Source organism: Pseudodonghicola flavimaris, from assembly GCF_030164425.1.
In the GTDB taxonomy this organism is placed as follows: domain Bacteria; phylum Pseudomonadota; class Alphaproteobacteria; order Rhodobacterales; family Rhodobacteraceae; genus Pseudodonghicola; species Pseudodonghicola flavimaris.
Map to the genome: position 1 here is coordinate 48323 of NZ_JASNJD010000018.1, position 26185 is coordinate 74507.

24 protein-coding genes are annotated in these 26185 nt (G+C 66.8%); 16 read left to right on the forward strand and 8 right to left on the reverse strand.

Features of this window, described 5'->3' with window-relative positions; all coding sequences use genetic code 11:
- Window positions 1-19 precede the first annotated feature (19 nt).
- The 4 genes from QO033_RS19055 to QO033_RS19070 are packed head-to-tail and all read left to right on the forward strand — an operon-like array spanning window position 20 to window position 3677.
- Window positions 20-1048 (forward strand): ABC transporter permease, encoded by a 1029-nt coding sequence (locus tag QO033_RS19055; protein ID WP_284482558.1) that lies wholly within the window; start codon window positions 20-22, stop codon window positions 1046-1048.
- Window positions 1049-1052: 4 nt separating this feature from the next.
- A complete protein-coding gene (locus QO033_RS19060; protein ID WP_284482559.1) occupies window positions 1053-1892 on the forward strand; it encodes an ABC transporter permease in 840 nt (279 codons plus the stop codon).
- Window positions 1892-2866, forward strand: coding sequence for an ABC transporter ATP-binding protein (locus tag QO033_RS19065; protein ID WP_284482560.1), 975 nt, complete (start codon window positions 1892-1894; stop codon window positions 2864-2866). The genes QO033_RS19060 and QO033_RS19065 overlap by 1 nt, the downstream gene beginning before the upstream one ends.
- Window positions 2859-3677 (forward strand): ABC transporter ATP-binding protein, encoded by an 819-nt coding sequence (locus QO033_RS19070; protein ID WP_284482561.1) that lies wholly within the window; start codon window positions 2859-2861, stop codon window positions 3675-3677. Before QO033_RS19065 ends, QO033_RS19070 begins: the two co-directional genes overlap by 8 nt.
- A 25-nt stretch (window positions 3678-3702) precedes the next feature.
- Here QO033_RS19070 and QO033_RS19075 read toward each other — a convergent pair whose 3' ends face one another.
- Complete coding sequence (locus QO033_RS19075) at window positions 3703-4428, reverse strand: helix-turn-helix transcriptional regulator (RefSeq protein ID WP_284482562.1); 726 nt, start codon at window positions 4426-4428, stop codon at window positions 3703-3705.
- A 135-nt stretch (window positions 4429-4563) separates the two neighbouring features.
- On the opposite strand from QO033_RS19075, the gene QO033_RS19080 reads away from it, so the two are divergent.
- The 6 genes from QO033_RS19080 to thrC all read left to right on the forward strand — a co-directional run bounded on the left by QO033_RS19080 (window position 4564) and on the right by thrC (window position 11664).
- Window positions 4564-5796: an ABC transporter substrate-binding protein gene (locus QO033_RS19080; protein WP_284482563.1), complete on the forward strand. Its 1233-nt coding sequence runs from the start codon at window positions 4564-4566 to the stop codon at window positions 5794-5796.
- A gap of 100 nt (window positions 5797-5896) precedes the next feature.
- Window positions 5897-6634, forward strand: coding sequence for an ABC transporter ATP-binding protein (locus QO033_RS19085; RefSeq protein ID WP_284482564.1), 738 nt, complete (start codon window positions 5897-5899; stop codon window positions 6632-6634).
- A complete protein-coding gene (locus QO033_RS19090; protein WP_284482565.1) occupies window positions 6627-7406 on the forward strand; it encodes an ABC transporter ATP-binding protein in 780 nt (259 codons plus the stop codon). Before QO033_RS19085 ends, QO033_RS19090 begins: the two co-directional genes overlap by 8 nt.
- Window positions 7406-8293 carry a branched-chain amino acid ABC transporter permease gene (locus tag QO033_RS19095; protein ID WP_284482566.1) on the forward strand — a complete coding sequence of 296 codons (888 nt, stop codon included), beginning with the start codon at window positions 7406-7408 and terminating at the stop codon, window positions 8291-8293. The genes QO033_RS19090 and QO033_RS19095 overlap by 1 nt, the downstream gene beginning before the upstream one ends.
- Window positions 8293-10182: an alpha/beta fold hydrolase gene (locus tag QO033_RS19100; protein ID WP_284482567.1), complete on the forward strand. Its 1890-nt coding sequence runs from the start codon at window positions 8293-8295 to the stop codon at window positions 10180-10182. The genes QO033_RS19095 and QO033_RS19100 overlap by 1 nt, the downstream gene beginning before the upstream one ends.
- A gap of 96 nt (window positions 10183-10278) precedes the next feature.
- The gene (gene thrC / locus QO033_RS19105; protein WP_284482568.1) at window positions 10279-11664 is read left to right on the forward strand and encodes a threonine synthase; all 1386 of its coding nucleotides are present in this window, start codon (window positions 10279-10281) and stop codon (window positions 11662-11664) included.
- A 60-nt stretch (window positions 11665-11724) separates the two neighbouring features.
- Here the strand turns inward: thrC and QO033_RS19110 are convergent, their stop codons facing one another.
- Genes QO033_RS19110 through dsrO form a run of 3 tightly spaced genes read right to left on the reverse strand, consistent with a single transcriptional unit; the run spans window position 11725 to window position 16699 of the window.
- A complete protein-coding gene (locus tag QO033_RS19110) occupies window positions 11725-14793 on the reverse strand; it encodes a molybdopterin dinucleotide binding domain-containing protein (RefSeq protein ID WP_284482569.1) in 3069 nt (1022 codons plus the stop codon).
- Between the two features lie 11 nt (window positions 14794-14804).
- Entirely contained in the window at window positions 14805-15929 is a 1125-nt protein-coding gene (nrfD, locus tag QO033_RS19115) for an NrfD/PsrC family molybdoenzyme membrane anchor subunit (protein WP_284482570.1), read from the reverse strand.
- A complete protein-coding gene (dsrO, locus tag QO033_RS19120) occupies window positions 15929-16699 on the reverse strand; it encodes a sulfate reduction electron transfer complex DsrMKJOP subunit DsrO (protein ID WP_284482571.1) in 771 nt (256 codons plus the stop codon). The genes nrfD and dsrO overlap by 1 nt, the downstream gene beginning before the upstream one ends.
- 397 nt (window positions 16700-17096) lie before the next feature.
- Between dsrO and QO033_RS19125 the strand changes: the two genes are divergently transcribed.
- Window positions 17097-18179, forward strand: coding sequence for a hypothetical protein (locus QO033_RS19125; RefSeq protein WP_284482572.1), 1083 nt, complete (start codon window positions 17097-17099; stop codon window positions 18177-18179).
- Window positions 18180-18225: 46 nt separating this feature from the next.
- Here QO033_RS19125 and QO033_RS19130 read toward each other — a convergent pair whose 3' ends face one another.
- Entirely contained in the window at window positions 18226-18603 is a 378-nt protein-coding gene (locus tag QO033_RS19130) for a LysR substrate-binding domain-containing protein (RefSeq protein WP_284482573.1), read from the reverse strand.
- Between the two features lie 71 nt (window positions 18604-18674).
- On the opposite strand from QO033_RS19130, the gene QO033_RS19135 reads away from it, so the two are divergent.
- Entirely contained in the window at window positions 18675-19094 is a 420-nt protein-coding gene (locus QO033_RS19135; RefSeq protein ID WP_284482574.1) for an EamA family transporter, read from the forward strand.
- Entirely contained in the window at window positions 19088-19291 is a 204-nt protein-coding gene (locus QO033_RS19140) for a hypothetical protein (protein WP_284482575.1), read from the forward strand. The genes QO033_RS19135 and QO033_RS19140 overlap by 7 nt, the downstream gene beginning before the upstream one ends.
- Before the next feature lie 52 nt (window positions 19292-19343).
- Here the strand turns inward: QO033_RS19140 and QO033_RS19145 are convergent, their stop codons facing one another.
- Window positions 19344-19964: a response regulator transcription factor gene (locus QO033_RS19145; RefSeq protein WP_284482576.1), complete on the reverse strand. Its 621-nt coding sequence runs from the start codon at window positions 19962-19964 to the stop codon at window positions 19344-19346.
- Complete coding sequence (locus tag QO033_RS19150; RefSeq protein ID WP_284482577.1) at window positions 19961-21724, reverse strand: sensor histidine kinase; 1764 nt, start codon at window positions 21722-21724, stop codon at window positions 19961-19963. The genes QO033_RS19145 and QO033_RS19150 overlap by 4 nt, the downstream gene beginning before the upstream one ends.
- 231 nt (window positions 21725-21955) lie before the next feature.
- Between QO033_RS19150 and QO033_RS19155 the strand changes: the two genes are divergently transcribed.
- Together QO033_RS19155 and QO033_RS19160 are read left to right on the forward strand one after the other, a co-directional pair.
- A complete protein-coding gene (locus QO033_RS19155) occupies window positions 21956-22363 on the forward strand; it encodes a DUF4186 domain-containing protein (RefSeq protein ID WP_284482578.1) in 408 nt (135 codons plus the stop codon).
- Window positions 22360-22839 (forward strand): aminoacyl-tRNA deacylase, encoded by a 480-nt coding sequence (locus tag QO033_RS19160; RefSeq protein WP_284482579.1) that lies wholly within the window; start codon window positions 22360-22362, stop codon window positions 22837-22839. The genes QO033_RS19155 and QO033_RS19160 overlap by 4 nt, the downstream gene beginning before the upstream one ends.
- Before the next feature lie 54 nt (window positions 22840-22893).
- Here QO033_RS19160 and QO033_RS19165 read toward each other — a convergent pair whose 3' ends face one another.
- On the reverse strand, window positions 22894-24147 hold the full coding sequence (locus QO033_RS19165; protein ID WP_284482580.1) for an Hsp70 family protein: 1254 nt from the start codon (window positions 24145-24147) through the stop codon (window positions 22894-22896).
- 210 nt (window positions 24148-24357) lie between these two features.
- Between QO033_RS19165 and QO033_RS19170 the strand changes: the two genes are divergently transcribed.
- Window positions 24358-26163 carry an alpha/beta hydrolase gene (locus tag QO033_RS19170; RefSeq protein ID WP_284482581.1) on the forward strand — a complete coding sequence of 602 codons (1806 nt, stop codon included), beginning with the start codon at window positions 24358-24360 and terminating at the stop codon, window positions 26161-26163.
- The last annotated feature ends 22 nt before the right edge of the window (window positions 26164-26185 follow it).

Genomic DNA, 26185 nt, shown 5'->3' on the forward strand with positions numbered 1-26185 from the left:
CCGCGGCCCGGAGCCTTTCATGAAGTACCGCACCCTTCGCCTGATCCTCTGGCGCTTGCTGATGGCGCTGCCGATCCTCTTCGGGGTGATCGTCGTCACCTTCGTGCTGATCCGGGCGCTGCCGGGCGATCCGGCCATCGCCTATGCCTCGGGCCCCAGCATGGATCAGGAAGATATCGAGGCGATCCGCCGGGCGATGGGGCTGGATAAATCCGTCTTTCAGCAATTCCTGATCTACCTGTCCAATATCGCCCATCTGAATTTCGGCACCTCGATGATCACCGGCCAGCCGGTGCTGCAGGATTTCGCCGAACGGCTGCCGGCGACCATCGAACTGGCCATCGTCGCCTTTGCGATGTCGCTGATCGTGGCGCTGCCGGTGGGGGTGCTGGCCGCCGTCTATCGCGACAGCTGGATCGATCAGCTCTCCCGCGTGATCACCTCGATCTCGGCGGCGATGCCGGGGTTCTTCTTCGGGCTGATCCTGATCTTCATCTTCTATTTCGTGCTGAGCCTGGCGCCCGAGCCCATCGGCCGGCTGTCGGGCTGGACCATCGCGCCGCCCACCGTCACCGGTTTCATGACCATCGACGCCGCCCTGATCGGCGATTGGGAAGTGGTCCGCGAGGCCATCGTCAAGATGCTGATGCCGGCGGCCTCGATGGCGATCTTCGCGGTGGCGCCGCTGATGCGGATGATGCGCGGCGGCATGATCGACGCGCTCGACAGCGATTACATCAAGGCGGCCCGTGCCTATGGCGTGCCGGGCTGGAAGATCCTGCTGCAATACGCGCTGCCCAACGCCATGCTGCCGGTGTTGGCGACCATGGGCATGGTGCTGTCGACCATGCTCGGCGCCAATATCATGATCGAGAAGCTCTTCGCCTGGCCCGGCATCGGTTCCTATTCGGTCAATGCGCTGATCGGGGTGGATTACGCGCCGGTGCAGGCCTTCGTCCTGATCGTCGCCGTACTCTTCGTGCTGATGACACTGGCGATCGACATCCTCTCCGCCGCGATCGACCCGCGCTACAAGCTGAAGGGCTGAGATCATGACCGGCTCCCTGCTCCTCTATCATCTGCGCCGCAACACCGCGACGGCGCTGGCGGCGGTGATCATCGTCGGCCTGTTCCTGGTCGCCCTGCTGGGGCCGGCGTTGGTACCCTACGACCCGCTGGCGACCGAGATGCAGAATGTCCTTGCCCCGCCCTCGGCCGCGCACTGGTTCGGCACCGACCAGCTGGGCCGGGACATCTTCAGCCGGGTGATCGTGGCGACCCGGCTGGACTTCGCCATCGCCGTCGCCGCCGTTGCGATCTCCGCCCTGGCCGGCATCACCGTGGGGGCGATGTCGGGCTATGTCGGTGGCTGGTTCGACGGGGTGATGAGCCGCGTGGTCGACGTGATGATGGCCTTCCCGCTCTTCGTCGCCGCCATGGCGCTGGTCGCGGTCTTCGGCAATTCGGTGCAGTCGGTGGTGCTGGCCACCTCGATCATCAACTTTCCCTTCTACTTCCGCCTCGCCCGGATCGAGGCCGCCGCCCGGCGCGAGATCGGCTATGTCGAGGCGGCGATCATCAACGGCAATTCCACCGGCTCGGTGATCTTCCGCTTCCTGCTGCCGAACTCGCTGCCGCCGGTGATCGTGCAAATCTCGCTCAACCTCGGCTGGGCGATCCTGAACACCTCCGGTCTCGCCTTCATCGGGCTCGGGGTGGCGCCGCCGACGCCGGAATGGGGCATCATGATCCAGGAGGGCGCCTCGATGATGATGTCGGGCGAATGGTGGACCGTGCTGTTTCCCGGGCTGGCGCTGGTGCTGTCGGTCTTCTGTTTCAGCCTGCTGGGCGACGGGCTGCGCGACATCGCCGATCCGAGGAGACGCAGCTGATGAATGCCATGCTGGATATCCGCGACCTGACGCTGGAATTCGAGACCCCGGGCGGGCTGGTCCATGCGCTGGACCGGGTCAACCTGTCGGTGGAGCGCGGCGAATGCGTGGCCCTGGTCGGCGAGAGCGGCTCGGGCAAGTCGATCACCGGCATGTCGATCCTGCGGCTGAACGGCGCCAATGCGCGCATCGCGGCAGACCAGATCGCGCTGGACGGCGGCGACCTGCAGGGGCTGAGCGACCGGGCGTTCCAGACCGTGCGCGGCCGCCGCATCGCGATGATCTTCCAGAACGCCAAATCGGCGCTGAACCCGCTGCGCAAGGTCGGCGACACGCTGACCGACATCCTGCGCGCCCATGCGCCAGAGAAGCTCACACGCCGAGCCGCCCGCGCCCGGGTGCAGGAGGTCCTGGAACAGATCGGCATCCACCAGGCCGAGGATCGCATGCTGGCCTATCCGGCAGAGCTGTCGGGCGGCATGTGCCAGCGGATCATGATCGCCGCCGCGCTGGTCTGCGAACCGGAGCTGATCATCGCCGACGAACCGACCTCCGCGCTCGACGTGACGACGCAGGCGAAGGTGATGGATCTGCTGATGTCGGCCTGCCGCACCCGTGGCGTCGCGGTCCTGTTCATCACCCACGATCTGGCGCTGGCCTCGGCCTATTGCGACCGGGCGGTGGTGATGCATGCCGGCCAGATGCTGGAGGACGGACCGGCGGATGAGGTCTTCGTCCGGCCGCGCCACCCCTATTCGCGGATGCTGCTCGACTCGATGCCCTACGGCAAGGACGCAGCCGAGGAACTGAAACCAATGGGGGGCAACCTGCCCGACCTGCGCCGCGACGACCTGCCCAGCTGCCGCTTCGCCGACCGCTGCCCACGTGTCCAGCCCTGCTGCCGCACGGCGGCGGTGCCGCAGACCGCCCTCCGTGACGATCATACCGTGAGGTGCTTTTTCCCCCATGACTGAGATTCTTCTGGAAGCCGGCGCCATCGTCAAAGATTTCCCCCTCGGGCGCGGCAAGGTGCTGCGCGCGGTCGATCAGGTCTCGTTCAAGCTGCGGACCGGCGAAATCCTCGGGCTGGTCGGCGAAAGCGGCTCCGGGAAATCAACGCTGGCCCGCATCCTCGCCCGACTGCTGCCGCAGACCGAAGGGGCGATCTGGTTCGACAAGGCCAGCCTCGCCTCGTTCAGCGGACCGCGGTTCGCGCGGATGGCGGAACGACGCGACATCCAGATGGTGTTTCAGGATCCCCTCGCCAGCCTCAATCCGCGCTGGCGCGCCGGGCAGATCATCGGCGACCCGATCCGCCGGCTGGGTACGGCGGAGGAGAAGCAGAAACGCCCCGCGCTGGTGGCGGAGGCGGCGGAACGCTCCGGCCTGCCGGCGGCGCTGCTGAACAGCTTTCCACATCAGCTTTCCGGCGGGCAGCGCGCACGGGTCGATATCGCCCGCGCCATCGTGCTCAGGCCGAAGCTGTTGATCCTGGACGAGCCGACCTCGGCGCTCGATGCCTCGCTGCAGGCGCATGTGGTGCAGACGCTGATGCAGCTGCGCGCCGATCTGGATCTGACCTATATCTTCGTCACCCACGACCTGAACCTGGTGCGACTGATCGCGGATCGCATCCTGGTGATGCAGAAGGGCAGACTGGTCGAACAGGGGCCGGCACGGCAGATCTTCGACACCCCGAAAGAGGCCTATACCCGCGAGCTGATCGCCGCGATCCCGCAGCTGGGCCAGCGCCGCATCGACCGGACCGGACGCACCCCCGTCTGAGCACCGGGGCACCGGCGCGGCGGTTTCAGATCCACTGTTTCTTCAGCGCCAGCAATGCCGCGTGATGGCGATTGCGGGCCGAAAGCTTCTGGCCGGCGTTGTTCAGATGATAATTCACCGCCGAGGCGGAGATGTTCATTTTTTCGGCGATTTCCTGGCTGGTCAGCCCCTCGGCCACCCAGATCAGGCTCTCCCTCTCACGCGGGGTCAGCGGCGTCTTCTCCCCCGCCGCCTCTGGCACCGGGTCCAGCGCGTTCAGCGCATCGGCGATGTGATAGCCCGCCACGATCAGCTTGCCGCCATGTTCGGCGAAGGCCTGGCGCACCACGCCACGGTTCTCGGCGGTGAAGGTCACCAGTTCCAGCCCGAGCCGCCCGTTGATCGGGATCGACACCCCATGGGCGATGCCGAATTCGCTGGCCTCGTGGAACACCTGACGCTGGCGTTTGCGGAACTGTTTCAGGAAGCTGCCCGCCCCCCAGAGAAACGGCGCGCGGGAGGCGCGGGCCACTTCGATCACCGGGTCGATCTGGTCGTAGTGCAGCCCCTGATAGCGGGTCGCCCAGTCGATGTGATAATTGGTCTCCAGCTTGAAGAAATTCTCGCTGGCCGCCTCGCCGGCGCCGCTGAAGGCCGCATAGGAAAACCGCTTCAGGCCGATCGGTTCGAGAAAGCGCTCAACCTCCCCGAGAAACCCGTCGCGATCCTGCACCGGGCCTTGTGGCAAATAGTCGATGTCCCCCAGTGACACGACTCGATCCCCTTGCTTGCTGGCAGTCCTGAAACCCGACAAATCCTGCCGAAACGGCGCTCCTTTTGCAAGATTTACCAGTACACAGCCCACCTCCCGCTCTGGCAGGTTTCAGGCCACAACAAGGAGGTCATCATGACGAAACACAAGACTTTGGGGGCCGCGCTCAGCCTGGCCGCCGCCCTGATGGGCAGCTCGGCGCTGGCCGATGTGGTCAAGATCGGCGTGCTCGCCCCGCTGACCGGGGCCACCGCCTCGGATGGTGAGGAATTCGTGCGCGGCGCCAAATGGGCGGTCGAAGAGGCCAATGCCAACGGCGGTATCGCCGGCCATACGTTCGAACTGGAGGTGGCCGACGTCAAAGACCATTCCGCCGCCAATGTGTCGAGCGCGGTGGAACGGCTGCTGGGCACCGATGGCGTCGGGGTGATCCTGACCGGCTATGCCAGCCTGTCGATGTTCGAGGTCGACCTGATGGCCGAGGAGAACATGCCCTATATCGCCGCCGGCCCCTCGCCCGCCTTTGCCGCCATCGTGTCGCAGGATCCGGAATACTACAATTGCTGCTGGTCCTATACCGCCAGCTTCAAGGGCTATGAAACCGATCTCCTGCCGCTGGTCGACGGGCTCGCCGCCGCGGACAAGATCACCGTCGACAGCAAGACGGTGGCGATCATCTCCTCCGACAACCCTTATTCGAAGACCATCTCCGAAGGCATGAAGAAAAGCTTCGCCGAGGGTGGCTGGGACGTGGTGGTGGATGAACTCGTCCCCTTCGGCGAGGTCAGCGACTGGACCGTGATCCTGACCAAGGTGAAGGAAACCAACCCCGACCTGGTGGTCAACACCGACTATATCCCCGGCAACTCGGCGCTGTTCATGAAGCAGTTCCTCGAAGAGCCGACCGACAGCCTGGTGTTCCTGCAATACGCCCCCTCGGTTCCCGAATTCCTGGAGCTGACCGGCGAGGCCTCGACCGGGGTGCTCTACAACCTGATCTCGGCACCGCTCAACACCTCGAAATGGCCGCGCGGTCAGAAGCTGATGGCCGAATACAAGGCCCGCTACGGCATCGACTCGGGCGCATACGGCGTCGGGCTCTATGAAGAGGCCAACGTCTATTTCGACGCCCTGCGCGAAGTCGGCGATCCCACCGATCACGCCGCCATCGGCGCCGCCATCGGCCGGACCAGCAAAGAGGTCGCCTCGGGCTTTCTGGAATTCGATCCGGCCACCCATGTGGCGACCCAGGGCGATGACCGCTCGCCGACCACCTTCTGGCAGATCTGGGATGGTCAGCGCTACATGATCGCGCCCGAGACCTTCGCCGACGCCGATTTCCAGACGCCGCCCTGGCTCAAGAAATAACCGCGACACCTCCCCCAACTGCCTCTCCGCACCGGACCGGCACCCGCCCCAGCGCAGGTGCCGGCACCGGCGGAGAGGCCCCTTTTTCCGGAGCCAGCGCATGGTCGACCCCATCCTGTCCGCCCGGGGCGTGGCGAAGCATTTTGGCGGGCTCAAGGCCGTCAACGATGTGAGTTTCGACGTCCTGCCGCAGCAGATCTTCGGCATTGCCGGACCCAACGGCAGCGGCAAATCCACCCTGTTCAACGTGATCACCAAGGTGCCCTTCGGCCCCACCCATGGCGACGTGCTGCTGAACGGCCGGCCGATCCAGGGGCTGTCCGCCCACAGGATCGCCCTGTCCGGCGTCGCCCGCACCTTCCAGCGCGAGAATGTCTTCGCCTCGCTCTCGGCCATCGACAACGTGCTGGTGGCGGTCGAAAGCTATCTGCCCACCGCCCCCTTCGCCGAACAGATCGAACGCGCCGAAGAGGCGCTGAACCTGGTGGGCTTTCCCGCCAATATGCACAACTCCCCCGCCGGCAGCGTGCCGATCTTCTACCGCAAGCAGCTGATGATCGCCTCGGCCCTGGCGCTGCAACCCAAGGTGCTGCTGCTGGACGAACCGGCCTCCTCCCTCACCGGGCCGGAAATCGAGCGGATGAAACAGATCATCCTGCGGGTCCGCGACAACGGCATGACCGTGATCCTGATCGAACATGTGCTGGGCCTGCTGATGGAGGTCTCCGACCAGCTGATGGTGCTGGATCAGGGCACCATGATCGCCAGCGGCGACCCGGTGGCGGTGACCCGCGATCCCATCGTCATCGAAGCCTATCTGGGGGTGGCCCATGAGTGATCTCATTCTCGACGTGCGGGGGCTGTCTGGCGGCTATGACACCACCCAGATCTTCTCCGACATCAGCCTGCAGATCGCCGAGGGCGAGAGCATCGGCATCTTCGGCCCCAACGGCCATGGCAAGACGACCTTTCTGAAAACGCTGTCCGGGCTGATCGATCCCTGGTCGGGCGACATCTTCTTCTGCGGCCAGCGCATGAACCGCGAAGGCGAGCGCGGCAGCCGCAAGATGCGCAACTTCAACTACGGTGCGGTCACCCGGAGGCGGATCGACCCCAAGGCGGTGGCCCGCGCCGGGCTGATCCATGTGCAGCAGGGCAACCTGCTGTTCCCGGAACTGACCGTCGACGAAACCCTGTCGATCGCCTCCACCGCCGCGCGCGGCCGCAAGGGCTGGACCCTGGCGGAGGTGCGCGAGCTGTTCCCGCGGCTGGGCGAACGCGGCAGCCACAAGATCCGCTTCCTGTCGGGCGGCGAACGGCAGATGGTCTCCATGGCCGCCGGGCTGATGGCGGCGCCGAAGCTGCTGATCCTCGACGAGCCGACGCTGGGACTGTCACCCAAGGTGCGTCAGGAGCTCTGCGACGCGATCCTGAGCGTCCGCAGGCTGGGGCTGCCGGTGGTGCTGATCGACCAGGACGTCGCCTTTCTCGAACAGATCATCGACACCCTCTACCTCTTCGACCACGGCCGCTTCTCCGGCCGCATGGGAAAAGAGGAGATGCCCGATCATCAAACCCTGATGGACATGCTTTTCGGAGAGGCACACTGATGGATACGGCCATTCTGATCGATATCGTCAAATCCGGCCTGGTTCTGGGCGCGCTCTATGCGCTGATGGCGACCGGCCTGTCGCTGGTCTGGACCACGCTTGGCATTTTCAACTTCGCCCATGGCGCCTTCATCGCGCTCGGCGCCTATCTGGCCTGGCAGTTTTCCTCGGCCGATGCCTGGGGGTTGCCGATGGTTCCGGCCATCCTGCTCAGCTGTGCGGTGATGTTCGCCATCGGCGCGCTGCTGCATTTCCTGCTGGTCAAACCCTTTGAGCGGCGCCAGGACATCGTGCTGATCTCGGTCATCACCACGCTGGCCGGCGCGGTGATCCTGGAAAACGGCCTGCAGCTGATCTGGGGCGCCCGCTCCAAGCAGATCCCGCCGCTCGCCGAGGGCGCGGTCGAGTTCGGCGCCCTGTCGCTTCGCAATTCCGAGTTGATCCTGATGGGGCTGGTCCTGGCGATCCTGCTCTGCGTCGGGCTGTTCCTGCGCTACTCCAGACCCGGCCGGTCGATGCGCGCGGTGGCGCAGAACCAGGACGCAGCAGCACTGCTGGGGCTGAACGTGCCGCTCTATTTCTCCATGGTCTTCGGCATTGCCGCCCTGACCGCCGGGCTGGCCGGCGTCTTTGTCGGCACCATCCGCTTCATGAGCCCCTCGATGGGGTCGGAGCCGCTGATGAAAGCGCTGATCGTAGTGATCTTCGGCGGCGTGGCGCGGTTCTCCTCGCCGATCTACGCGGCGCTGATCATCGGCCAGATCGAGGCCTTCTCGGTCTATTTCGTCGGCCTCTACTGGGCGCCGGCGGTGCTCTTCTTCACCATGATCGTCGTGCTTCTGATCAAGCCCGAGGGTCTCTTCGGCAAATATCAGAGGACCCTGTGATGCGTTACGATCCTCCCCTTCACAAGACCCAAGGCCTCTTGCCGCTGATCCTCGCCGCGGTGGCGCTGTTGGTCTACCCGCTGGTCTTCGAGGCCACCTACTTCCGCCATGTGATGATCCTGGCCTTCATCTTCGCCATCGTCGCGACCAACTGGGATCTGTCGCTGGGCTATGCTGGTCTCTTCAACTTCGGCCATGTGGCGCTGTTCGCGGTGGGTATCTACACCTATGCGATCCTGGCCAAGACGCTGGGGGTATCGCCCTGGCTGGCGATCCTCGCCGGCGGCGGCACCGCCGCGATCGTGGCGCTGCTGATCGCGCTGCCGGTGCTCCGGCTCGACGGGATATATGTGATCCTCGTCACCATCGCGCTCAGCCAGCTGATCTATCTGGTGGTGATCTCCTGGTCCGACGTCACCGGCGGCACATCCGGCATGGTGACACTGCCGACGCTGAAAATCGGCGACTACCGGCTCTCCAAGGACGGGCGCATCGGGTATTATTACATCGGACTGGGGCTGCTGGCGCTCAACATCGCCTTCCTCTACCTCCTCACCCGATCGCGGCTGGGCCGGGCGATCATGGCGCTCAGGGACAACAAGTATTATGCCATCGCCCGCGGCGTGTCCGAGGCGCGAACCCGCGCCCTGACCCTGACCGCAAGCGCCGTCTTCACCGGCATCGCCGGGGCCTTCTACGGTGCCTATCTCCGCGTCGCCTCGCCCGATGCCTTCGGCATGGGCTTTCTGACGCTGGTGTTGTCGATGCTGCTGGTGGGCGGCACCGGCACCATCTGGGGGCCGCTGATCGGCGCCTTCGCCATCTCCTTCCTGTCGGAATGGCTGGCGGGCTTCGGGCCCTGGCAGAACATCATCGTGGCGCTGGCGATCATCCTGGTGGTGGTCTTCTATCCCGGCGGGCTGTGGGCGGCGCTGCAACAGCTGCGCGAAGTGGCCGACGGGCTGCGCAGCCAGACCCTGGCCCGGATCGGCCGCCGCCGGGGCAAATCCGCGCGCGAGGCGCTGACCGGCGCCCGCGAACGGATGCTGAAGACGCGCTATGGTCAGATCGCGGTGGCCGATACCGGTCCGACCACCGGGGCCGGCAAGCCGGCGCTGCTGTTTCTGCACGGCAACTCCGCCTGCAAGGAGGCCTTCTACAAGCAGTTCCGCAGCTTTGCCGACCGCTACCGCGTCATCGCCTTCGACCTGCCCGGACATGGGGTGTCGGACAATGCCGATCCGGAGACCACCTATAACGTCGACGCCTATACCCGGATCGCCGAAGAAGTGCTGGCCGATTGCGGCGTCACCCGCGTGCATGTCTTCGGCTGGTCGCTGGGCGGCTATGTGGCGCTGGAACTGGCAGCGCGCGGCACGGTCGAGGTGACCTCTCTGGCGATCTGCGGCACCCCGCCCCTGGCCGTGGTGCCCGACGACATGGGCCGCGCCTATGTGCCCACCGCGCATATGGTGCTGACCGCGAAGCAGTATTTCTCCCGCGAGGAGGCCCGCTCTTACGGTCAGCACGCCACCGCGCCGCTGTCGGAGGAAAGCGCCTTCCTGCACCGGGCGGTACGGCGCACCGATGGGCGAGCGCGCGCCTATATGATGACCAAGCTGTCGATCACCGACTGGCCGCGGCAGATGCGGATGCTGGCCGAGGGCCGGATTCCCACCGCCATCCTCGACGGCAGCGACGATCCCTTCCTGAACCACGACTATGTTGCCGGGCTGAAATACGGCAACCTCTGGAAGGGCGCGCCGCAGGATATCCAGGACGGCAAGCATGCCCCGTTCTTCAACCGGACGGATGCTTTCGACCTGACCTATTTCTCCTTCCTGCGCTTTGCCGAGAACGACCATATGGCCGGGGACGCGCCGGCCTGAGCCAGCCCGATCCCAGCGGGGGCGGCCGACCGGCGACCCCCGCGCCCCGGCCCCTTTCCCCTTCCCCTTTTCGCCCTCCCGGGCCCGAGAGAAGACATGCAGTATATCTCCACCCGCGGGCAGGCGCCCGCCGTCGATTTCAAGACCGCGATCCTGACCGGGCTGGCGCCCGATGGCGGGCTCTACCTCCCCGCCGACTGGCCGCGGTTCACCGCCGCCGAGCTCTCCGCCCTGCGCGGCGCCTCTTATACCGACGTGGCCTTCGAGGTGATCCGCCGCTTCGCCGGCGACAGCATCGCGCCGGAGCAGCTGCGCACCCTGCTGGCCGAGGCCTATGACGACTTCGGACACCCGGCGGTGGCGCCGCTGGTGCAGACCGGTCCCAGGCAATGGGTGCTTGAGCTGTTTCACGGCCCCACCCTCGCCTTCAAGGATTTCGCCATGCAGGCGATCGCGCCGCTGATGGCGCATTTCCTGGCCCAGGAGGGCCGCGAGATGACCATCGTCGGCGCCACCTCCGGCGATACCGGCGGCGCCGCGCTCAGGGCCTTTGCCGGGCGCGCCGGCATCCGGGTGCTGTTTCTCTTTCCCAGGGGCGGGGTGTCGCCCTTCCAGCAGGAGCAGATGCTGGAGCTCTGCAGCGAGACCACCCATGTGGCGGCGGTGGAAGGCAATTTCGACGACTGCCAGCGCATCGTCAAAGCGCTCTTCGCCGATGAGGCGTTTCGCGAGGCGGTATCCCTCTCGGCGGTCAATTCGATCAACTGGGGCCGGATCGTCGCCCAATCGGTCTATTACATCACCACCTGTCTGGCACTGGGGCTGCCGGAAACCGGCGTCAACTTCGTGGTGCCCAGCGGCAATTTCGGCGATATCTATGCCGGATATGTGGCGCGCCGGATGGGGGCGCCGATCGCCGGGCTGACCATCGCCACCAATGAAAACGACATCCTCGCCCGCGTCCATGCCACCGGCCGCTATGCGCCCACGGCACTGACCCCCACGATCACGCCGGCGATGGATATCCAGGTCGCCTCCAATTTCGAACGGCTGCTGTTCGATCTGCTGGAGCGGGACCCGGCCGCGCTCTGTCAGCTGATGGCCGGGCTCGACCGGCAGGGCGGCTTCACCCTGCCCGAGGCGGCGCTGGCCCGGTTCCGCGCCGGCTTCGGTGCCGAAGCCGTCGGCCAGCAAGCCTGCCGCGACCGGATCGCCGCGACCCATTCCGCCACGCGATATGTCGCCGACCCCCATACCGCCGTGGCGCTGGAGGCCGCCGCCCGCACCCCGGCAGGCCGCGCGCCGCAGGTGGTGCTGTCGACAGCGCATCCGGTGAAATTCAACGAGACGGTGACAGAGGTTCTGGGCTTCTGCCCCGGCCCGGGACAGGCCCCCTTCGCCCCCCGCGCCGCCGGGGCGAGACCGGAAGAGATCGCCAACGATATCGAGGCGGTCAAGGCGCGGGTGCGCGCCCTGCTCTGAGCCGGAAACGACACCGGGGCGCCAGAGCGCCCCGGTTTCATCGCTGAGCGACCCAGTAGATCAGATCCGCTCGATCCGCGCCGGCAGCCCCTGCCGCACCGCCGTGCCCGACACCGGATCGACCCAGACCCCGGCATTCGGCCGGGTCGGATCGACCATGCCCAGATCGTTCAGCAGAACCCCCGTGGCCAGCCGCGGATCGGCGGGCCAGGTGTCGTCGTCGATGGTGATGTCCGTGGCACCGAAGCCCTTGTGGCCATAGCCGTGTTCGATCGCCACGGTGTCGGGCGCGATGCCGTCGCGCACCACCGCGACGCTCTCCAGCGTGCCGCCCGGCGTGGTCAGCCGCACCATGTCGCCGGTGCTGATCCCGTGCGCCTCGGCCAGCGCCCGGCCCACCGTCACCGGGTTGGAGGAGACGATCCGCAGCAGCGCCTTGGCCCCCACAGAATAGGAGTTCTGCAGCGGCGACTTGAAGCTGACCACCGAGACCGGCCAGTCCGCCTGCGGGTAGTGATCGCGCATCTTGCTGCCATCGGCGAATTCCGCCTGCTGCCAGCTCGGGCTGCCCGGCATCCGTTGGCCGGTGGTGGCCCGGCGGAAGCTGCCCAGCCCCTCGTTCCAGACCATCATCGGCGCGCCGAAGGCATAGGTGGCCTTGTCGCCCTGATAGGTCCGCTCGATGTTCTCATAGCGGCCGCCCTTGGCGTAGATGGTGGCGGCGCGGCGCCATTCGTCGGGCTTCAGCACCGCCTCCAGATCGGCGCGGATACGGCTCACCCCGGACAGGTCGATATCGTCGTCAGTCGCCTCCATCACCGGTTTGCCCAGCATCGCCACATTGGCGGCGCCGCGCAGGTACCAGTCCTCGGCCCGGTTCAGCGGATGCAGATTGCCATCGGCATCCGGGATCGCCCGGTCGCCGAACCCGGGCAGCCCCATGCGCTTGGCCACCGCGATCAGGAAGGTCTCCATGCCGACACGTTCGCCGTCGGCGTTCTTCTCCATCTTCGGCTCGATCACCGGCCAGCGCGCGGTGGTCGCCTTGGTCGCCACCCCGCCCCAGGGCTTGGTGAAGCCCCAGGTTTCATACATCACCGAATCCGGCACGATGTAATCGGAGATCGCCGAGCTTTCGTTGATGAAGGGATCGATCGAGATGATCAGCGGCACCACCGCCGGGTCCTTGATCTTCTCGACCAGATGGGCGACGCCCGGCACCCCGTAGATCGGGTTGGTATTGCGGAAGATCAGCGCCTCGGCGTGATAGGGATAGCCGTTGACCAGAGAGCTCATCCATTCGGTGGCCAGCCCCGGCGCGTTGGGATACCAGGGCCCGTCCGCCGGATAGGCCTTGCCGGCGGCCTTCTTGGTCTTGAACTCGGTCGTTTTCTCATAGGGCACGTTGCGCCCGAAGGGCAGCCCCTTGGCCTTCACCGCGCCGGGGAATTTCGCCAGATCATAGGCCGGGCCCTTGTTGTCTGGGAACCAGCCGCCGGCGATCATCGTGCCGCCTTTCCAGTTCAGGTTGCCGATCAGCGTGTTCAGCATCATCAGCGCATAGGCGTTGTAGAACCCGGTCCCCGACATCATGCCGCCATGCGAGTTCACCGCCGCCTTGCGGCCGTGGCTGGTGAATTCGCGGGCGAGATCCGCAATCGTGTCGACCGGAATGCCGCAGGCCTCGGCATAGTCCGCCATCTCATGCGACATCGCCTCGTCCCGCAGCAGGCTGAGCGCGGTGCGAACGGCGACCGCCCCTGTCGACGTGACCGCCTTGCCGTCGAAGAAGAGCGGCGCGGCGCTGTCGCCGGCCGGGACCGGTCCTGCTTCGGCGGCGACCATGAAGGGATCGGCGTCGGAATAGGCCTCGCCCCCGATCGCCAGCCCCATGTCGGAGCCGCGCAGGAACCGGCCATAGCGCGGATGGCCGTCTTCCATGATCACCAGATGGGTGGCGTTGGAATAGCTCGGCTCGCCCGCCGCATCCGCCGCCGCCTTGGTCGGCTGCGCCAGATAGGTCGCGTTGAACCGGTCGTTTTCCAGGATCCAGCGGATCATCGCCATGGCAAAGGCGCTGTCCTGGCCCGGCTTGATCGGGATCCAGCGCGACCGCTCGCCCGAGGGGCCGTTCTGCGCATTGTTCAGGACCGGGTCGATGACGACGTATTTCATGTTCCCGTCGGACCGCGCCTTGGCGATCAGGTTGCCGACCCGCTTGAACGGGTTGCCGGCGTTGCCCGGGGCGGTGCCGACGAAGATGGCGAATTCGGTTTCCAGGAAGTCCGGCTTGGCATGCGGCATCTTCTTGAAATCGCCGAACATCGCGCCCGAACCGGAGCGATAGGCACCACCGCAGTATGACCCGTGGCGGGTGAAGTTGTTCGATCCGAAGCTCTGCTTCAGCCAGCGCAGCGCGAAGTTGTCGCGGCCGTCGTCGACGCAGTTCATCCACACCAGATGGTTGGCGCGCGGCCCGAATTCGGGCGCACCCGGCACCGCCGGCGCCTCCAGATCGCGGATCTCGCGCAGGCCGGCCACCCGGCCCTCGCCAAACAGATCGCCGCCCTCGACCACCTCCTCGATCAGCTGTTCGAAGCTGATCGTCTGCCATTTGCCCGACCCGCGCGGCCCGACCCGTTTCAGCGGCTTCAGGACCCGGCGCGGGTTGTCGACCTGCTGCAACACCGCGTTGCCCCGCCCGCAGGCGGTGGAACGGTTGGTCAGCCCGCCGCCCTTGCCGGTCTGCGCCATTGCCAGGAAGCTTTCGCGCACCGACGACTCATAGGGGATGAAGGGATCCGTGCTCATCGGGCTGTAAGGGTTGCCGGTAACCCGCAACACCTTGTTCTCGGCCTTGTCGACCTTCACCCGCACCCCGCACATGGTGGTGCAGCCGATGCACATCGTATAGCTCATCGCGATCTCGGGGTTCGGCTCCAGATCGCCAGTCACCGGATCGATGCGGTATTCGGGTTTCAGCGAATTGCCGGTGATCGCGGCATCGGGCACCTCGCCCGACCATTTGCCCTTGGCCAGTTTCTTCAGCGTCGGCGCATAGCCCACCCCGAAGGTGCCCAGGGCACCGGCGGCGGCTGCGCCCTTGAGGATATTGCGACGGTTCGTCATGGCTGTGCTCCTCAGAAAGACCCGGCGGATTTGGCCGGCGTGGCGGGATGGGCGCGATCCTGCGGTGCGCCGGCCTCCTGCCAGGGAAGGAAAGTGGTGTAGGCGATCAGCAGGAAAATCCAGAGCCCGAAGGTCCCGATCACCCCCATCAGCCCGTCGAGCCCGGCCGGCATCAGCGCGTCGTAGAGCCCGGAGCCGACCTTGGGCACCGCCTGGCCACCCATGAAGACGGTCCAGCGGAACATCCAGGCCGCATGGATCGCGATCAGCCCGGTGACCCAGCCGGTGTTGCGCGGCAGAGCCAGCGCCAGCACGAAGGGTACCGCGATGGCCAGCGCGCCCCAGGTGGCGATCCGGTACCAGACCGGGAAGCCGGCGACAGAGGCCAGCGCCTCGGCATGTCTGGGCGACAGCCCGGAGGAGGCCAGCGCGAACCAGGCCACCCCCAACGCCCCCACCACGGCCAGCGCCAGCGCCAATTGCCGGTTCAGCCGGGCCTCCAGTGCCGGGGCACGGCAGAGCGCGCGTTCCAGCACCAGCATCACCCCCAATGCGCCGACGCAACCGGTGGCGGCGAACTGCAGCGGCAGGAACGGCGTGTTCCACAGCGGCCGGGCGCGGACCACCATCACCTCCATCCCGGTGTAGACGAGGATCCCCAGCGCGGCGGCGCCGGCGGCGATCCCCAGCGGACGGGCGAACCAGTTGCTCTCTCCGCCCAGCGACAGCCAGCGGAACAGCCAGGCAAAACGCCAGTCCTCACGCCCGAGGCTGGCGAACCCGGGCCGGTGCACCGCCCAGGCGAAGGCCAGCGTCAGCCCGACATAGGAGGGCACCACCCAGGCGCCCCACGCCATCCATGAGGTCTTGTGGGTATAGACGAAGAATTCCCAGAAGCGGAACGGCTGGTGCAGGTCGGCCAGCAGCGCGATCGGCGCGGTGATGCCGGTGGTGACCGCCACCATCAGCGCCAGCCGCGCCCGCGGCAGCTGATCCGCCCGGCCCGACAGGAACCCCGGCAGCGCCATCAGCAGCGCCGTGACCGAGATCGCGATCAGAAAGAAATACTGCACCGCCCAGGGCAGCCAGGCTGCCTCGTGCACGGCACCGACGAGTTCGTGGATCTGAACCTGCATCACAAGCCCTCCCCATGCTGAGCGGCATCATGTCCGGGGCCGGCAACCATCTCGGCGTGATAGGCGGCCTCGCCGGCCACCCGCCCGTCGAGCACGTCGTCGAGCCCGATGTAATAGACATTCGGATTGGTGTGCATCTCGGGGCGCAGCACCGAGACCTCGTTGTCACGCAGCATCCGCGACACCTCGCTGTCGGGATCGTTGAGATCGCCGAAGTTGCGGGCGCCGCCGACGCAGGTCTCCACACAGGCCGGCAGCAGGCCGACGCTGGTGCGGTGAAAGCAGAAGGTGCATTTGTCGGCCGTCTGCGTCTCGTGGTTGATGAACCGCGCGTCATAGGGGCAGGCCTGTACGCAATAGGCGCAGCCGACGCATTTGCTGGCATCGACCAGCACTTCGCCATTCTCCGCCTTGAAGGTCGCCTCCACCGGGCAGACCGGCAGGCAGGGCGGGTTGTCGCAGTGGTTGCACAGCCGCGGCAGCATCACCATCGCCGGGTCCTGGCCATCCTTCACCAGCTCGTAGACCGAGACATGGGTGCGGAAGGCATCCTCCGGCACGTCGTTTTCCATGATGCAGGCCACGGTGCAGGCCTGGCAGCCGATACATTTCCTGAGATCGACCACCATGCCCCAATGGGGCCTGTGGCCGCTGTCGTCGGGGGCGGCCCCTGCCGCGCCGGCGGACTGGCTGGCACCGGCGACCGAGGCCGCGGCGCCGATGGTCACCCGTCCAACCGCGCCGAGAAAGCCGCGTCGGGTCGCATCCATTGGCTCATCCTTCCTGTAACCAGATCGAAGCCAATCTAGGCGCCCTCAGCCGGCGGCGATATCGGCGGAAACCCGGGCCGGCTAGGGGTTAACCCCAAGGGCACGGATGATCTGGATCAAGTGGAGGCTGGGGGAGGCTCCCCAGGAGCGGCAATCCGGGGTATCCGCCCTGACGGGAAACCGCGACGCGGCACGCGCGGCGGCACTGGCGGCATGCAGCCCCCCAGGCAGAAGCCTGTCCGATCAATCTCTTTGCTCCAATGAGGCGCAGACAGTACCCTGCATATGCCCGCCGATCGCTTTGGCCCTGACTGGCCCAAATACTGGCGCCAGACCGATGGGAGCAAAGCGGGCCCGCACAGAAACCTCGCCACCAAATACGGCATTCGAAGAGACCATGATCGCCAGAGCTGCACGAACAATACTTGCTCTGTTGAGTCTCGGCTTTCTGCTGCTGGCCGTTTGGAACATCTGCCACCTCGTGACCGGCACCGGGGGCAAACTGCTCGTCGAAGAGACACACTCCATTGTCACCAAACGCCTGACCGAAACGGTCTTCGAAGAGGTCGATCATGCCAGGCTGGAGCAGGAGCTCCAATCGCAACTGAATGAAAGCCCACGCAACTGGGTCATCATCGAGAGTCTGAAGCGAATTGCCGAACGGAGAGAGATCGAAATCTCCGAAGACCTTTCTGAAGCTCTGGAACAAGCCTTCGGGGATGATCATTCCATGCTCCGCTCGCTGCGCGAGTGTTCCCTCTGTGTCTGGGACAGAAGTACATGCGAGACATCGACGGCAATGGTCTGCGGAATTGCGATTGACCTGACCCCACTCGGCGATATCGCCAGCCTAGGCCGCGCCGGAACGCGCTACTGGAACGGGGAGGATATCGATGAACTCGACGTCGCATTCTCAGTGATCGGGCTCAGTGCAACCGTGCTGAGCGTATCGACAGCGGGGACCTCCCTTTCGATCAAGGCGGGCGCCGGTTTCCTGAAATTTGCCCATCGCGCGAACAAGATCCCCCCGCAAATCGCTCGGGTTCTCATGCATGCCGCCCGAAACGGTATTGACTGGGCCGGTCTTCGAAAGGTGCGACGTCTCGATGACCTGAAAACAGTCTTGCGAATGCACGCCCTGCGCCCCGCAATAGAGGTCGCGTCCTCAATCGGAAACATCGTCAACCAGACCGGAATGCCGCAGGGAATGCACCTGTTGAAGATCAGCACGAACACCGACGACCTGAGGATGATCAGCAAGGCGTCTGACGCGTGGCACAGGCAAACCGCAGGTTACCTGGCGATATTGGGAAAGCAGAGAGTGACAAGGCTGACGATGCGATATGCCGATGAAGTCTACGGGCTGGTGATCGGGATCTTCGGTGCTCTCTCGTCATTGTTCGGCGCTCTGTTATCGGGAGCCGGAAATGTCATTGTTCGGCGTCTGCGCAGACTGGCCCGACAACAAGTGCCGCGATGACGGCACAGCCCCTTCCTGCGAGCGCGCGAAGCACCAGGCTTTCCCCTCACCCCTCTCGGCCCGCCGCCACCGGCAGGCGCATCAGGTCGATGACGACCTTCGCCAGTTCAGTGCCATCGTCGGCCGCGCGAATATGGGGGAGCGGCTCTTGCTCCACCGCGCGCCCGCCATCCAGAACCAGCCATTTCAGCGGCTCCGAGAACAGGTCGCGGGCTGGGACGGCCGACGGGCCGACGTCATTGAACAGGGCCAGATTGGCGGTCCCCTCGGTGATGCTCATCTGCACGGCGTCGCTGGTCCCCAGCCGGACGTCGACATGAACGTCCGGGTGAACCTCGGCCAGACGCCGCAACAGGGCCGGGACAAGGGAGATGCCAAGATCATGCGGCGCGGCGACGGCATTCGTTTCGTTTTCCTGCACCATAAAATAAGATCATATCGTTTTTCCGAACATCTCTCAAAGCCTAATCTCCGACCGGCATGGAAGGAGAAGCGATGTCGATCCATTCACGGAATTTTCCGGCAGGCCTTGGCTGGGCGGCGGTGGCGATCCTGGTCTGGTCAGGGGCGCTGGTGATGCTGCGGCTTGGCGTGACGACCAGCCTGAACGCCTATGATCTGACCATGTTGCGGTTCGCGGTGGCCGGCCTGCTCCTCGCCCCCATCGCCCTGCGGCGCGGACGGGGAACCGACCGGCTGGGGGTGATGGGTCTCGGTGCGATGGTGGTCTGCTTCGGGGCGCCCTATGTGCTGCTGGTGGCCCTTGCCATGAAAACCGCGGCGGCGGCGGCGGGCGCCCTCAACCCGGGGGCGATGGCCATCGTCTCTGTCCTGCTGGGCAGGGCGATCCTGGGTGATCGGATCGGCGGCGCAAGATTGATCGGGCTGGCGCTGACGACGCTGGGGTCGTGCTGATCACCCGGGCGGGCGGCGTTCCGGTTGTTACGCTCGGTCTCGGCGTGGTGGCCCTGGGCGAAACCACCGGAACCGACGCGTTATTCGCCGCCGTCCCGGTCACCGTCGGCCTGGTCCTGATACTTGTGGGAAAGCCCGCGGCGCACTGGATATCAAGCCGCATCCCCGCTGGCGTGATCGGAAGCCGGCCGTCCTGAGACCGCCCCAACAGGTGCCCGGCCTCGACGCCCGCCCCAAGACACTCGCCCCTCAGCCGGTGCTCCAGCCCGCCGCCACCAGCAGACGCACCAGATCGGCGGCGCTGGTCGCGCCCATCTTCTCCATCGCATTGTGGCGATGGACCTCCACCGTCTTCAGGCTGATCCCCAGTTCATGCGCGATCTGCTTGTTCTGCAGCCCGCGCAATACCCCCTGGGCGACCTCGACCTCGCGCGAGGTCAGGCTGGCGACGCGGCGGGCCAGCTGGGCCTTTTCCCTCTCGGCGCCGGCACGGGTGCGGCTCAGCTCCAGCGCCTCGCGGATCCGGTCGACCAGCGCCATGCCGTTCACCGGCTTCTCAAAGAAATCCATCGCGCCCAGCCGCATCGCCCGCACCGCCATCGGCACGTCGCCATGACCGGTGATCATGATCACCGGCAGCGGGCAGCCACGCCGCTCCAGCTCCTCCAGCAGCTCCAGCCCGGTCATCCCCGGCATCCGCACATCGGCGAGGATACAACCGATCTCATCCGGCATCAGCGTTGCCAGCAGATCGGCGGCAGAGCCGTGCGAGACCGTGCGCAGCCCCAGCGACGACAGCAGAAACCCCAGCCCCTCGCGGGCGGCGCGGTCGTCGTCGACGATATGGATCACCGCGTCTTCCCCGGTCATGTCAGCCCTCCTTCCGGCAGCCAGAGGCTGACCCGCAGGCCGATCCCGTCCGCCGGCGTTTCCGCCCGCATCCAGCCACCATGCGCCTCGACGATGGAATGCGACAGCGCCAGCCCCAGCCCGATGCCCTCCGGCTTGGTGGTGCGAAAGGGTTCGGCGAAATGCGACAGCGCCGGTGCATCCATCCCATGGCCGCGATCGCGCACCGAGATGCAGAGCCCCGGCTGCCCCTCCGCACCCAGCTGGCGGGCGGCGCGAATGGTCATCTGCCGCGCCTCGGGGGCCACATCGCCCATCGCGTCCACCGCGTTCTGCACCAGGTTCAGAACCACTTGCTGCAGCTGGATCCGATCCGCCATCACCGGCGGCAGATCGTCGTCGGGCGCCAGGTCCACCGTGACACCGGCGCGGTTGGTCACCGCCTCGTACAATGCGGCGCATTCCTCAAGCAGTTCGGCGACATCGACCGGTCGCATCAGGCTTTCGCGTTTGCGCACGAAGGCGCGGATGCGGCGGATAACCATCGCGGCGCGATCGGCCTGCTGGCTGATCTCCACCGCCGCGCGCTGCATGTCGTCTTCGCTGAACATGCCGTTCTTCAGCCGCAGCAGGCAACCCTGGGCATAGTTGGATATGGCGCTGAGCGGCTGGTTCAGCTCATGCGCGATGGAGGAGGCCATTTCCCCCATGATCGACAACCGTGCCACATGTTCCAATTCGCGCTGATGCGTGCGATCTGCCTCCTCCGCCCGCTGGCGTTCGGCGATCTCCCGCGTCAGCTGGGCGTTGGCCTCCTTCAGGGCGCGGGTGCGGCGGCGGACCAGGGTTTCGATCCGCACCGAATAGATCGCCCAGAAGGCCAGCGCCGCAAACAGGCCGATCAGCCAGTCGCGGTAATCCTCGGCGAAGTCGCTCAGGGACACCGGACCGGTGCGGGCATAGGGGCCGATCTGCAGCCGCCGCAGCAGATCGTGCACCGGCTGGTAATCGAGCGGCACGGTCCAGAGCGTCTCTCCCCGCTGGCTCAGCAGCGCCACCGCCACCTGCTTGGCCAGATCGGCGGGCGTCTGCCGCGCCTTGGCAAAGGGCCAGCCGGGATAGACCGGGCTCGACACCGCGCAGCCCTCCACCGGGCCGGGCTTCAGCGCGAAGGCATGGAGCCCGCCGTACCGGTCCGGATCGGCGGCCTGCAGCTCCTCCAGCATGCAGGCGCGCAGCACCGCCGCATCGGCCTGCCCGCTCAGCAGCGCGTCGGCGGCGCGACGCATCGGATAGCCCGTCACCGCCAGTTCGACCCGGCCACGCAGTCCCGGCTCTCGGGCCGCCATCTCGCCCCAGATCACCTGGAACCCGCCGAAGGCCTCCGGCGCCACCACCGCCAGCCGCTTGCCGGCCAGATCCCCCAGGGCCTCCAGATCCTGCGCCGTCACCAGGGTCGAGGCAACGGGCGCATCGCCCTCGGCGGTGGCGATGCGGCTGATGTGATAGTCGTATTCCAGCTCGGCATAATGGCCGGGGTTGGTGATGACGAAATCCAGTTCTCCCGCCGCCAGTGCCTCCGCCAGCGCGTGGATATCGAGCGCGCGCAGCCGGAAATCGTATTGCGGCAGCGCCTGGCGCAACCCCTGCAGCGTCGCATCCCAATGGCTGAGCGAATGGCGCGCGCCCTGGTAATCGAGCACGCCGATGGTCAGCGGCGGATCCGCCCGAAGCGGCATGGCCAGCCCCGCCGAGACCACGACAGCGAGGCCCAGGGCCATGCCCCGCACCCGTCCCGCGCCTCTGCCCCTGCCCCAAGCCATGCCTCTGCGCCCCTGCCCGCGATCCGCTCTCTCACCGCCATACCCGCTCCCCGCCGTGGATTGAACCGCTATCGCACCCTCCGGCCCGGCGGGGCATGGCGGGTGCATCCGATTGCGGCAGCTTGCCCCCCGGGTCGGGGTTTTCACCGCCGCCGCCGAACGCTATCACCAAGGCAGGACACCCTGCACATGACCGCTCACTCAGCTCTCTTTGCCCGGCTCGCCCGGTCGGATTTCCGCAGCCGCTTTCGTCTCGGCCCGCGGGAGCGCGCCTATGCCGATGCCAAGGGGCGCGGCACCATCGCCGATCACGCCCGCGATTTCATCGCCGGGCGGCTGGCGCCCGAGGCGCCGCGCAACGATGGCCGCCAGACGCCGATGCGCGGCCACCCGGTGTTCATCGCCCAGCACGCCACCGGCTGCTGCTGCCGCGGCTGTCTGGAGAAATGGCACGGGCTGCGGCGCGGCCGACCGCTCAGCCCACGTGAACAGGCCTATGTGGTGGATGTGCTGATGACCTGGATCGACGGCGAAATGGGCTTCGACCCGCACCGCCGGCGGCCGCGCGGACCACAGCAAGGAAAGACCGATAGATGAGCAAGGCCAGCCCCGCCACCAGCTTTCTGACCCGGGCGAAAGTACCCTTCCGCACCGTCGAATACGACTATCATCCCGGCACCGAACGGGTGGCGCTGCAGGCGGCGGAGGCGGTCGGGCTGCCGGCCGGGCAATTGCTGAAAACGCTGATGGTCGAGGTCGACGGCAAGCCCGCATGCGCCGTCGTCCCCGGCGACCGCAGCCTGTCGATGAAGAAGGTCGCCGCCGGCTTCGGCGGCAAATCCGCCGCCATGATGGCGCCCGAGAAGGCCGAGAAGCTGACCGGCTATCACACCGGCGGCATCAGCCCCTTCGGCCAGCGCAAGCGGGTCCCGATCCTGTTCGAGGCGGAGGCGATGGCGCTGGAGGAAGTGGTGATCAACGGCGGCAAGCGCGGGCTTTTGCTGATCCTGTCACCAGAGGCCGCCTGCGCCGCGCTCGGCGCCCGGGCGAAACCGCTCTGCGCCGATCTCTAGCACCGATATCTGGCGCCGGTCCTCAGAGCCGATCTCCTGGCCGGCCGGCGCGGTTCAGGCCGCGGTCGCCAGCGCCAGCCCGTCGACCACCGCAGTAAAGGCCTCCGAGCGCAGCACGGTGGCATCGGGACAGAGCGCCATGGCCTCCTCCGACACCGCCCGCATCAAGCTGGAGCCGCCGACCAGGATCACCCGGCCGATCGCCTCCGGGGCGACGCCGGCCAGCTGCAGCGTCTCTGCCGCCGCCGCGCGCAGCTCGGCCCGATAGGCGGTCAGCGCCCGGTCCAGGCTGTCGCCGGTCACCGGCTGCCGCAAGCCGCGGTCGATGAACCCCATCTCGACCCAGGCCTCCGCCACGCCGGAATTGGCCGCGATCTTGCCCTTTTCCACCGCGAAGGCCAGCTCATGGCCCAGCTCTTCCTCCAGCACGGTGACCAGCCGGCCCATCTGCTCGGGCGCCACTGCCAGTTTCGCCATCCGCGCCACCGCGCGGCGGGTCTCGGGGGTATAGAGAAACGGGATCTTGGCCCAGGTCGCCAGATCGACATAGAGCGCGTGCGGCACCGGCAGCAGCCCGGCGCCCATCTCGCGGCGCAGCTGGCCGCCATAGCCCAGCGCCGGCATCGCATGCGCCATGGAGACGGCGTGATCGAAATCGGTGCCGCCCAGCCGGATACCGTGGCTGGCCAGAATCTCCGGCAGCGCGCCAGCGCCCGGCGCCTGGCTGCGGAAGACCGAGAAATCCGAGGTGCCGCCGCCGATATCGACGATCAGCCCCAGATCGCCCCGGTTGCCCATGCCGTGGCTGGCGATCGCCGCAGCCTCCGGCTCGGCCAGAAAGCGGACCTCGTCAAAGCCGGCGGCGGCATAGCAGGCGCGCAGGTCGGCTTCGGCCTGGGCGTCGAGCTCGGGGGCGTTGGTGTGAAAATGCACCGGCCGCCCCGACAGCGCCCGGGTGAACCGCCGGCCGGTGCCGGCCTCGGCCCGCTGACGCAGGTGGCGCAGGAAATCGGCGATGATCTCGGCGATGGTGCGCCGGCGGCCGCCGATCAGCCGGCTTTCATGCAGCAGCGATGTGCCCAGAACGCTTTTCAGTGCCCGCATGTACCGCCCCTCCTCGCCGGCGATCAGCGCCTCGGCCGCCGCCGCGCCCAGCACCATCGGTCCGCCGTCCGCCGGAAAGAACACCGCCGTCGGCAGCGTCTCGGCACCCGCCTCGATCGGCAGTCGACGGATATGACCGCCCTCCAGAATGGCGGCGGCGGAATTCGAGGTTCCGAAGTCGATGGCGAGCGTATCGGTCAGCATGGGGCACCTTTGCGACGGGGAAACCCCCGCTACCGGCTTTCCCGACCGGGCGCAAGGCAGCGCGCCGCCGGAACCGGCAAAGGCGCCTGCGGCATTGCCCAAAGGCCCGTTTCCTGAAACAAACACTTCAGGCGCATCATTTCGGACCGCCCGCCACCGGGCGCGCAGAGAGGGGCAGAGGACGATGATCAGGCAGCGGTGCCGGATGTCATGACCGACAAGCGCGACGACCTCTCGCTGGGCGATCAGAAATTCCTGTTCGACCCCGACAGCTGGGAGCCGGCCGAGGAAGCCGGCACCGCCGAACCCATCGACCTGGAGATCATCGCCACCACCTATCGCTCCATCGTAGATCAGGACGCCTTCGAGGAGATGGTCGCCAGCTGGCGCACCAAGATCGATACCCTCGGCCCCGACAAGACCCTGGGGCGGGGCATCTCCCGTCAGCTCTTCGGCCAGCTGACCCAGGCGCGCCGCACCATGGAGACGCTGGACATCCCGGTTGAGAACGACCCGCTGAAAAAGGCGGTCACCGATGTTGCCGGACCCGCCATCGTGCTGTCCCCCAACGGGCGCGCCGCGGCCACCAACATCGCCGGCGAGCGGGCCTTCGGGGTGCAGGAGGGCGCCTTTCTCGATCCCTCGGTGATCGCCCCGTCCTCCGCCGCCGATTACGCCGCCCTGCGCCGGGCCGCTGGCGGTCAGGGCAATGCCGGCCATGCCATCCTGACCATCGCGCCGGAGACCGGCGCCGAAGACACCGGCGGCAGCTTTCTGGCCGAGGCCTATCTGATCCAGACGCACGGTCAGTCCGAACACTATGTCGCCATCCGCACGCTTGAGGTCGACTGGACCGAGCGGGTCGCCGACCGGTTGCGTCAGGCCTTCGGTCTCAGCGCGGCAGAGGCGGAGGTGGCACGGTTGTTCTTTCAGCTGCGCAATCTCGATCAGGTGGCCGAGCGGCGGGGCGTGTCGCGGCTGACGGTGCGGACCCAGATCAAATCGATCATGGCCAAGGCCGGCGCCCCCACCAATGTCGACCTGATGCGCATGCTGTCGATGGTGGCCAACCGCGAGGTGATGGAGCAGCGCGGCGAAGCCCCGGTCTGGCACGATCCGCTGGATCGCGAACGCCGCATCCGGCTGGACGACGGCCGCGTCGTCGCCTGGACCTGGATGGGGGCCGAGAGCGGCACCCCGGCGGTGATGCTGCGCGGCTTTCCGATGACCTATATCCTGCCCGCCGAGGCGGAGGAGCGGCTACGTCGCGCCGGGGTCAAGCTCTATGCCCTGTCGCGGCCGGGCTACGGCAACAGCAGCCTGCACCAGGACCTGAGCGCCCGGGCCGACAATCTGGCGGCACTGCGGGCGTTTCTGGATCACGAGATCACCGGCCCCTGCGTCGGCATCGGCATGTCCAACGGGCTGGTGCCCCTGCTGGAGGAGCAGCACGCCAATCCCGATCGCTTTCGCGCCCTGATCGCCATCGGCTATACCGGGGTGCTGGACCGCAGCGGCATCCACCGGCTGCAGCCGATCCAGCAGACCATGACCCGGCTCGCCGCCCGCGCCCCCTGGCTGGTGGAGCTGATGGCGAAATCCGGCCACCGGATGATGCGGCATTACGGGGTCGACTGGTATCTGGAGCGCGCCTATCGCACCCGCCCCATCGATATCCGGACCTGCCGCGATCCCAATATGGTGGCCCTGATCCGCAACGCCTGCGCGCATCTGCTGAAACAGGGCCACGGCGCCTTTGTCCGCGACCTGCAGCTGGCCGTGGCCGAGATCGACGAGGTGATCGAGGCGCTCACCATCCCGATGCTGTTTCTCGCCCCCACCGAAGACGGCGTGTTCGATGTCAGGCGCTACCGCGATCTGGAGACCCGCAATCCGCTGATCCGGGTCGAGCCGGTGCCGGAGGCGGGCGAGCTGATCTTCTACCAGCAATCCCGGCTGATCGTCGACCGCATCATCCAGGCGGTGCAGCAGAACCGCATCGCGCCCGCCGATTGACCGGCGGTCCCGCGCCAATCTT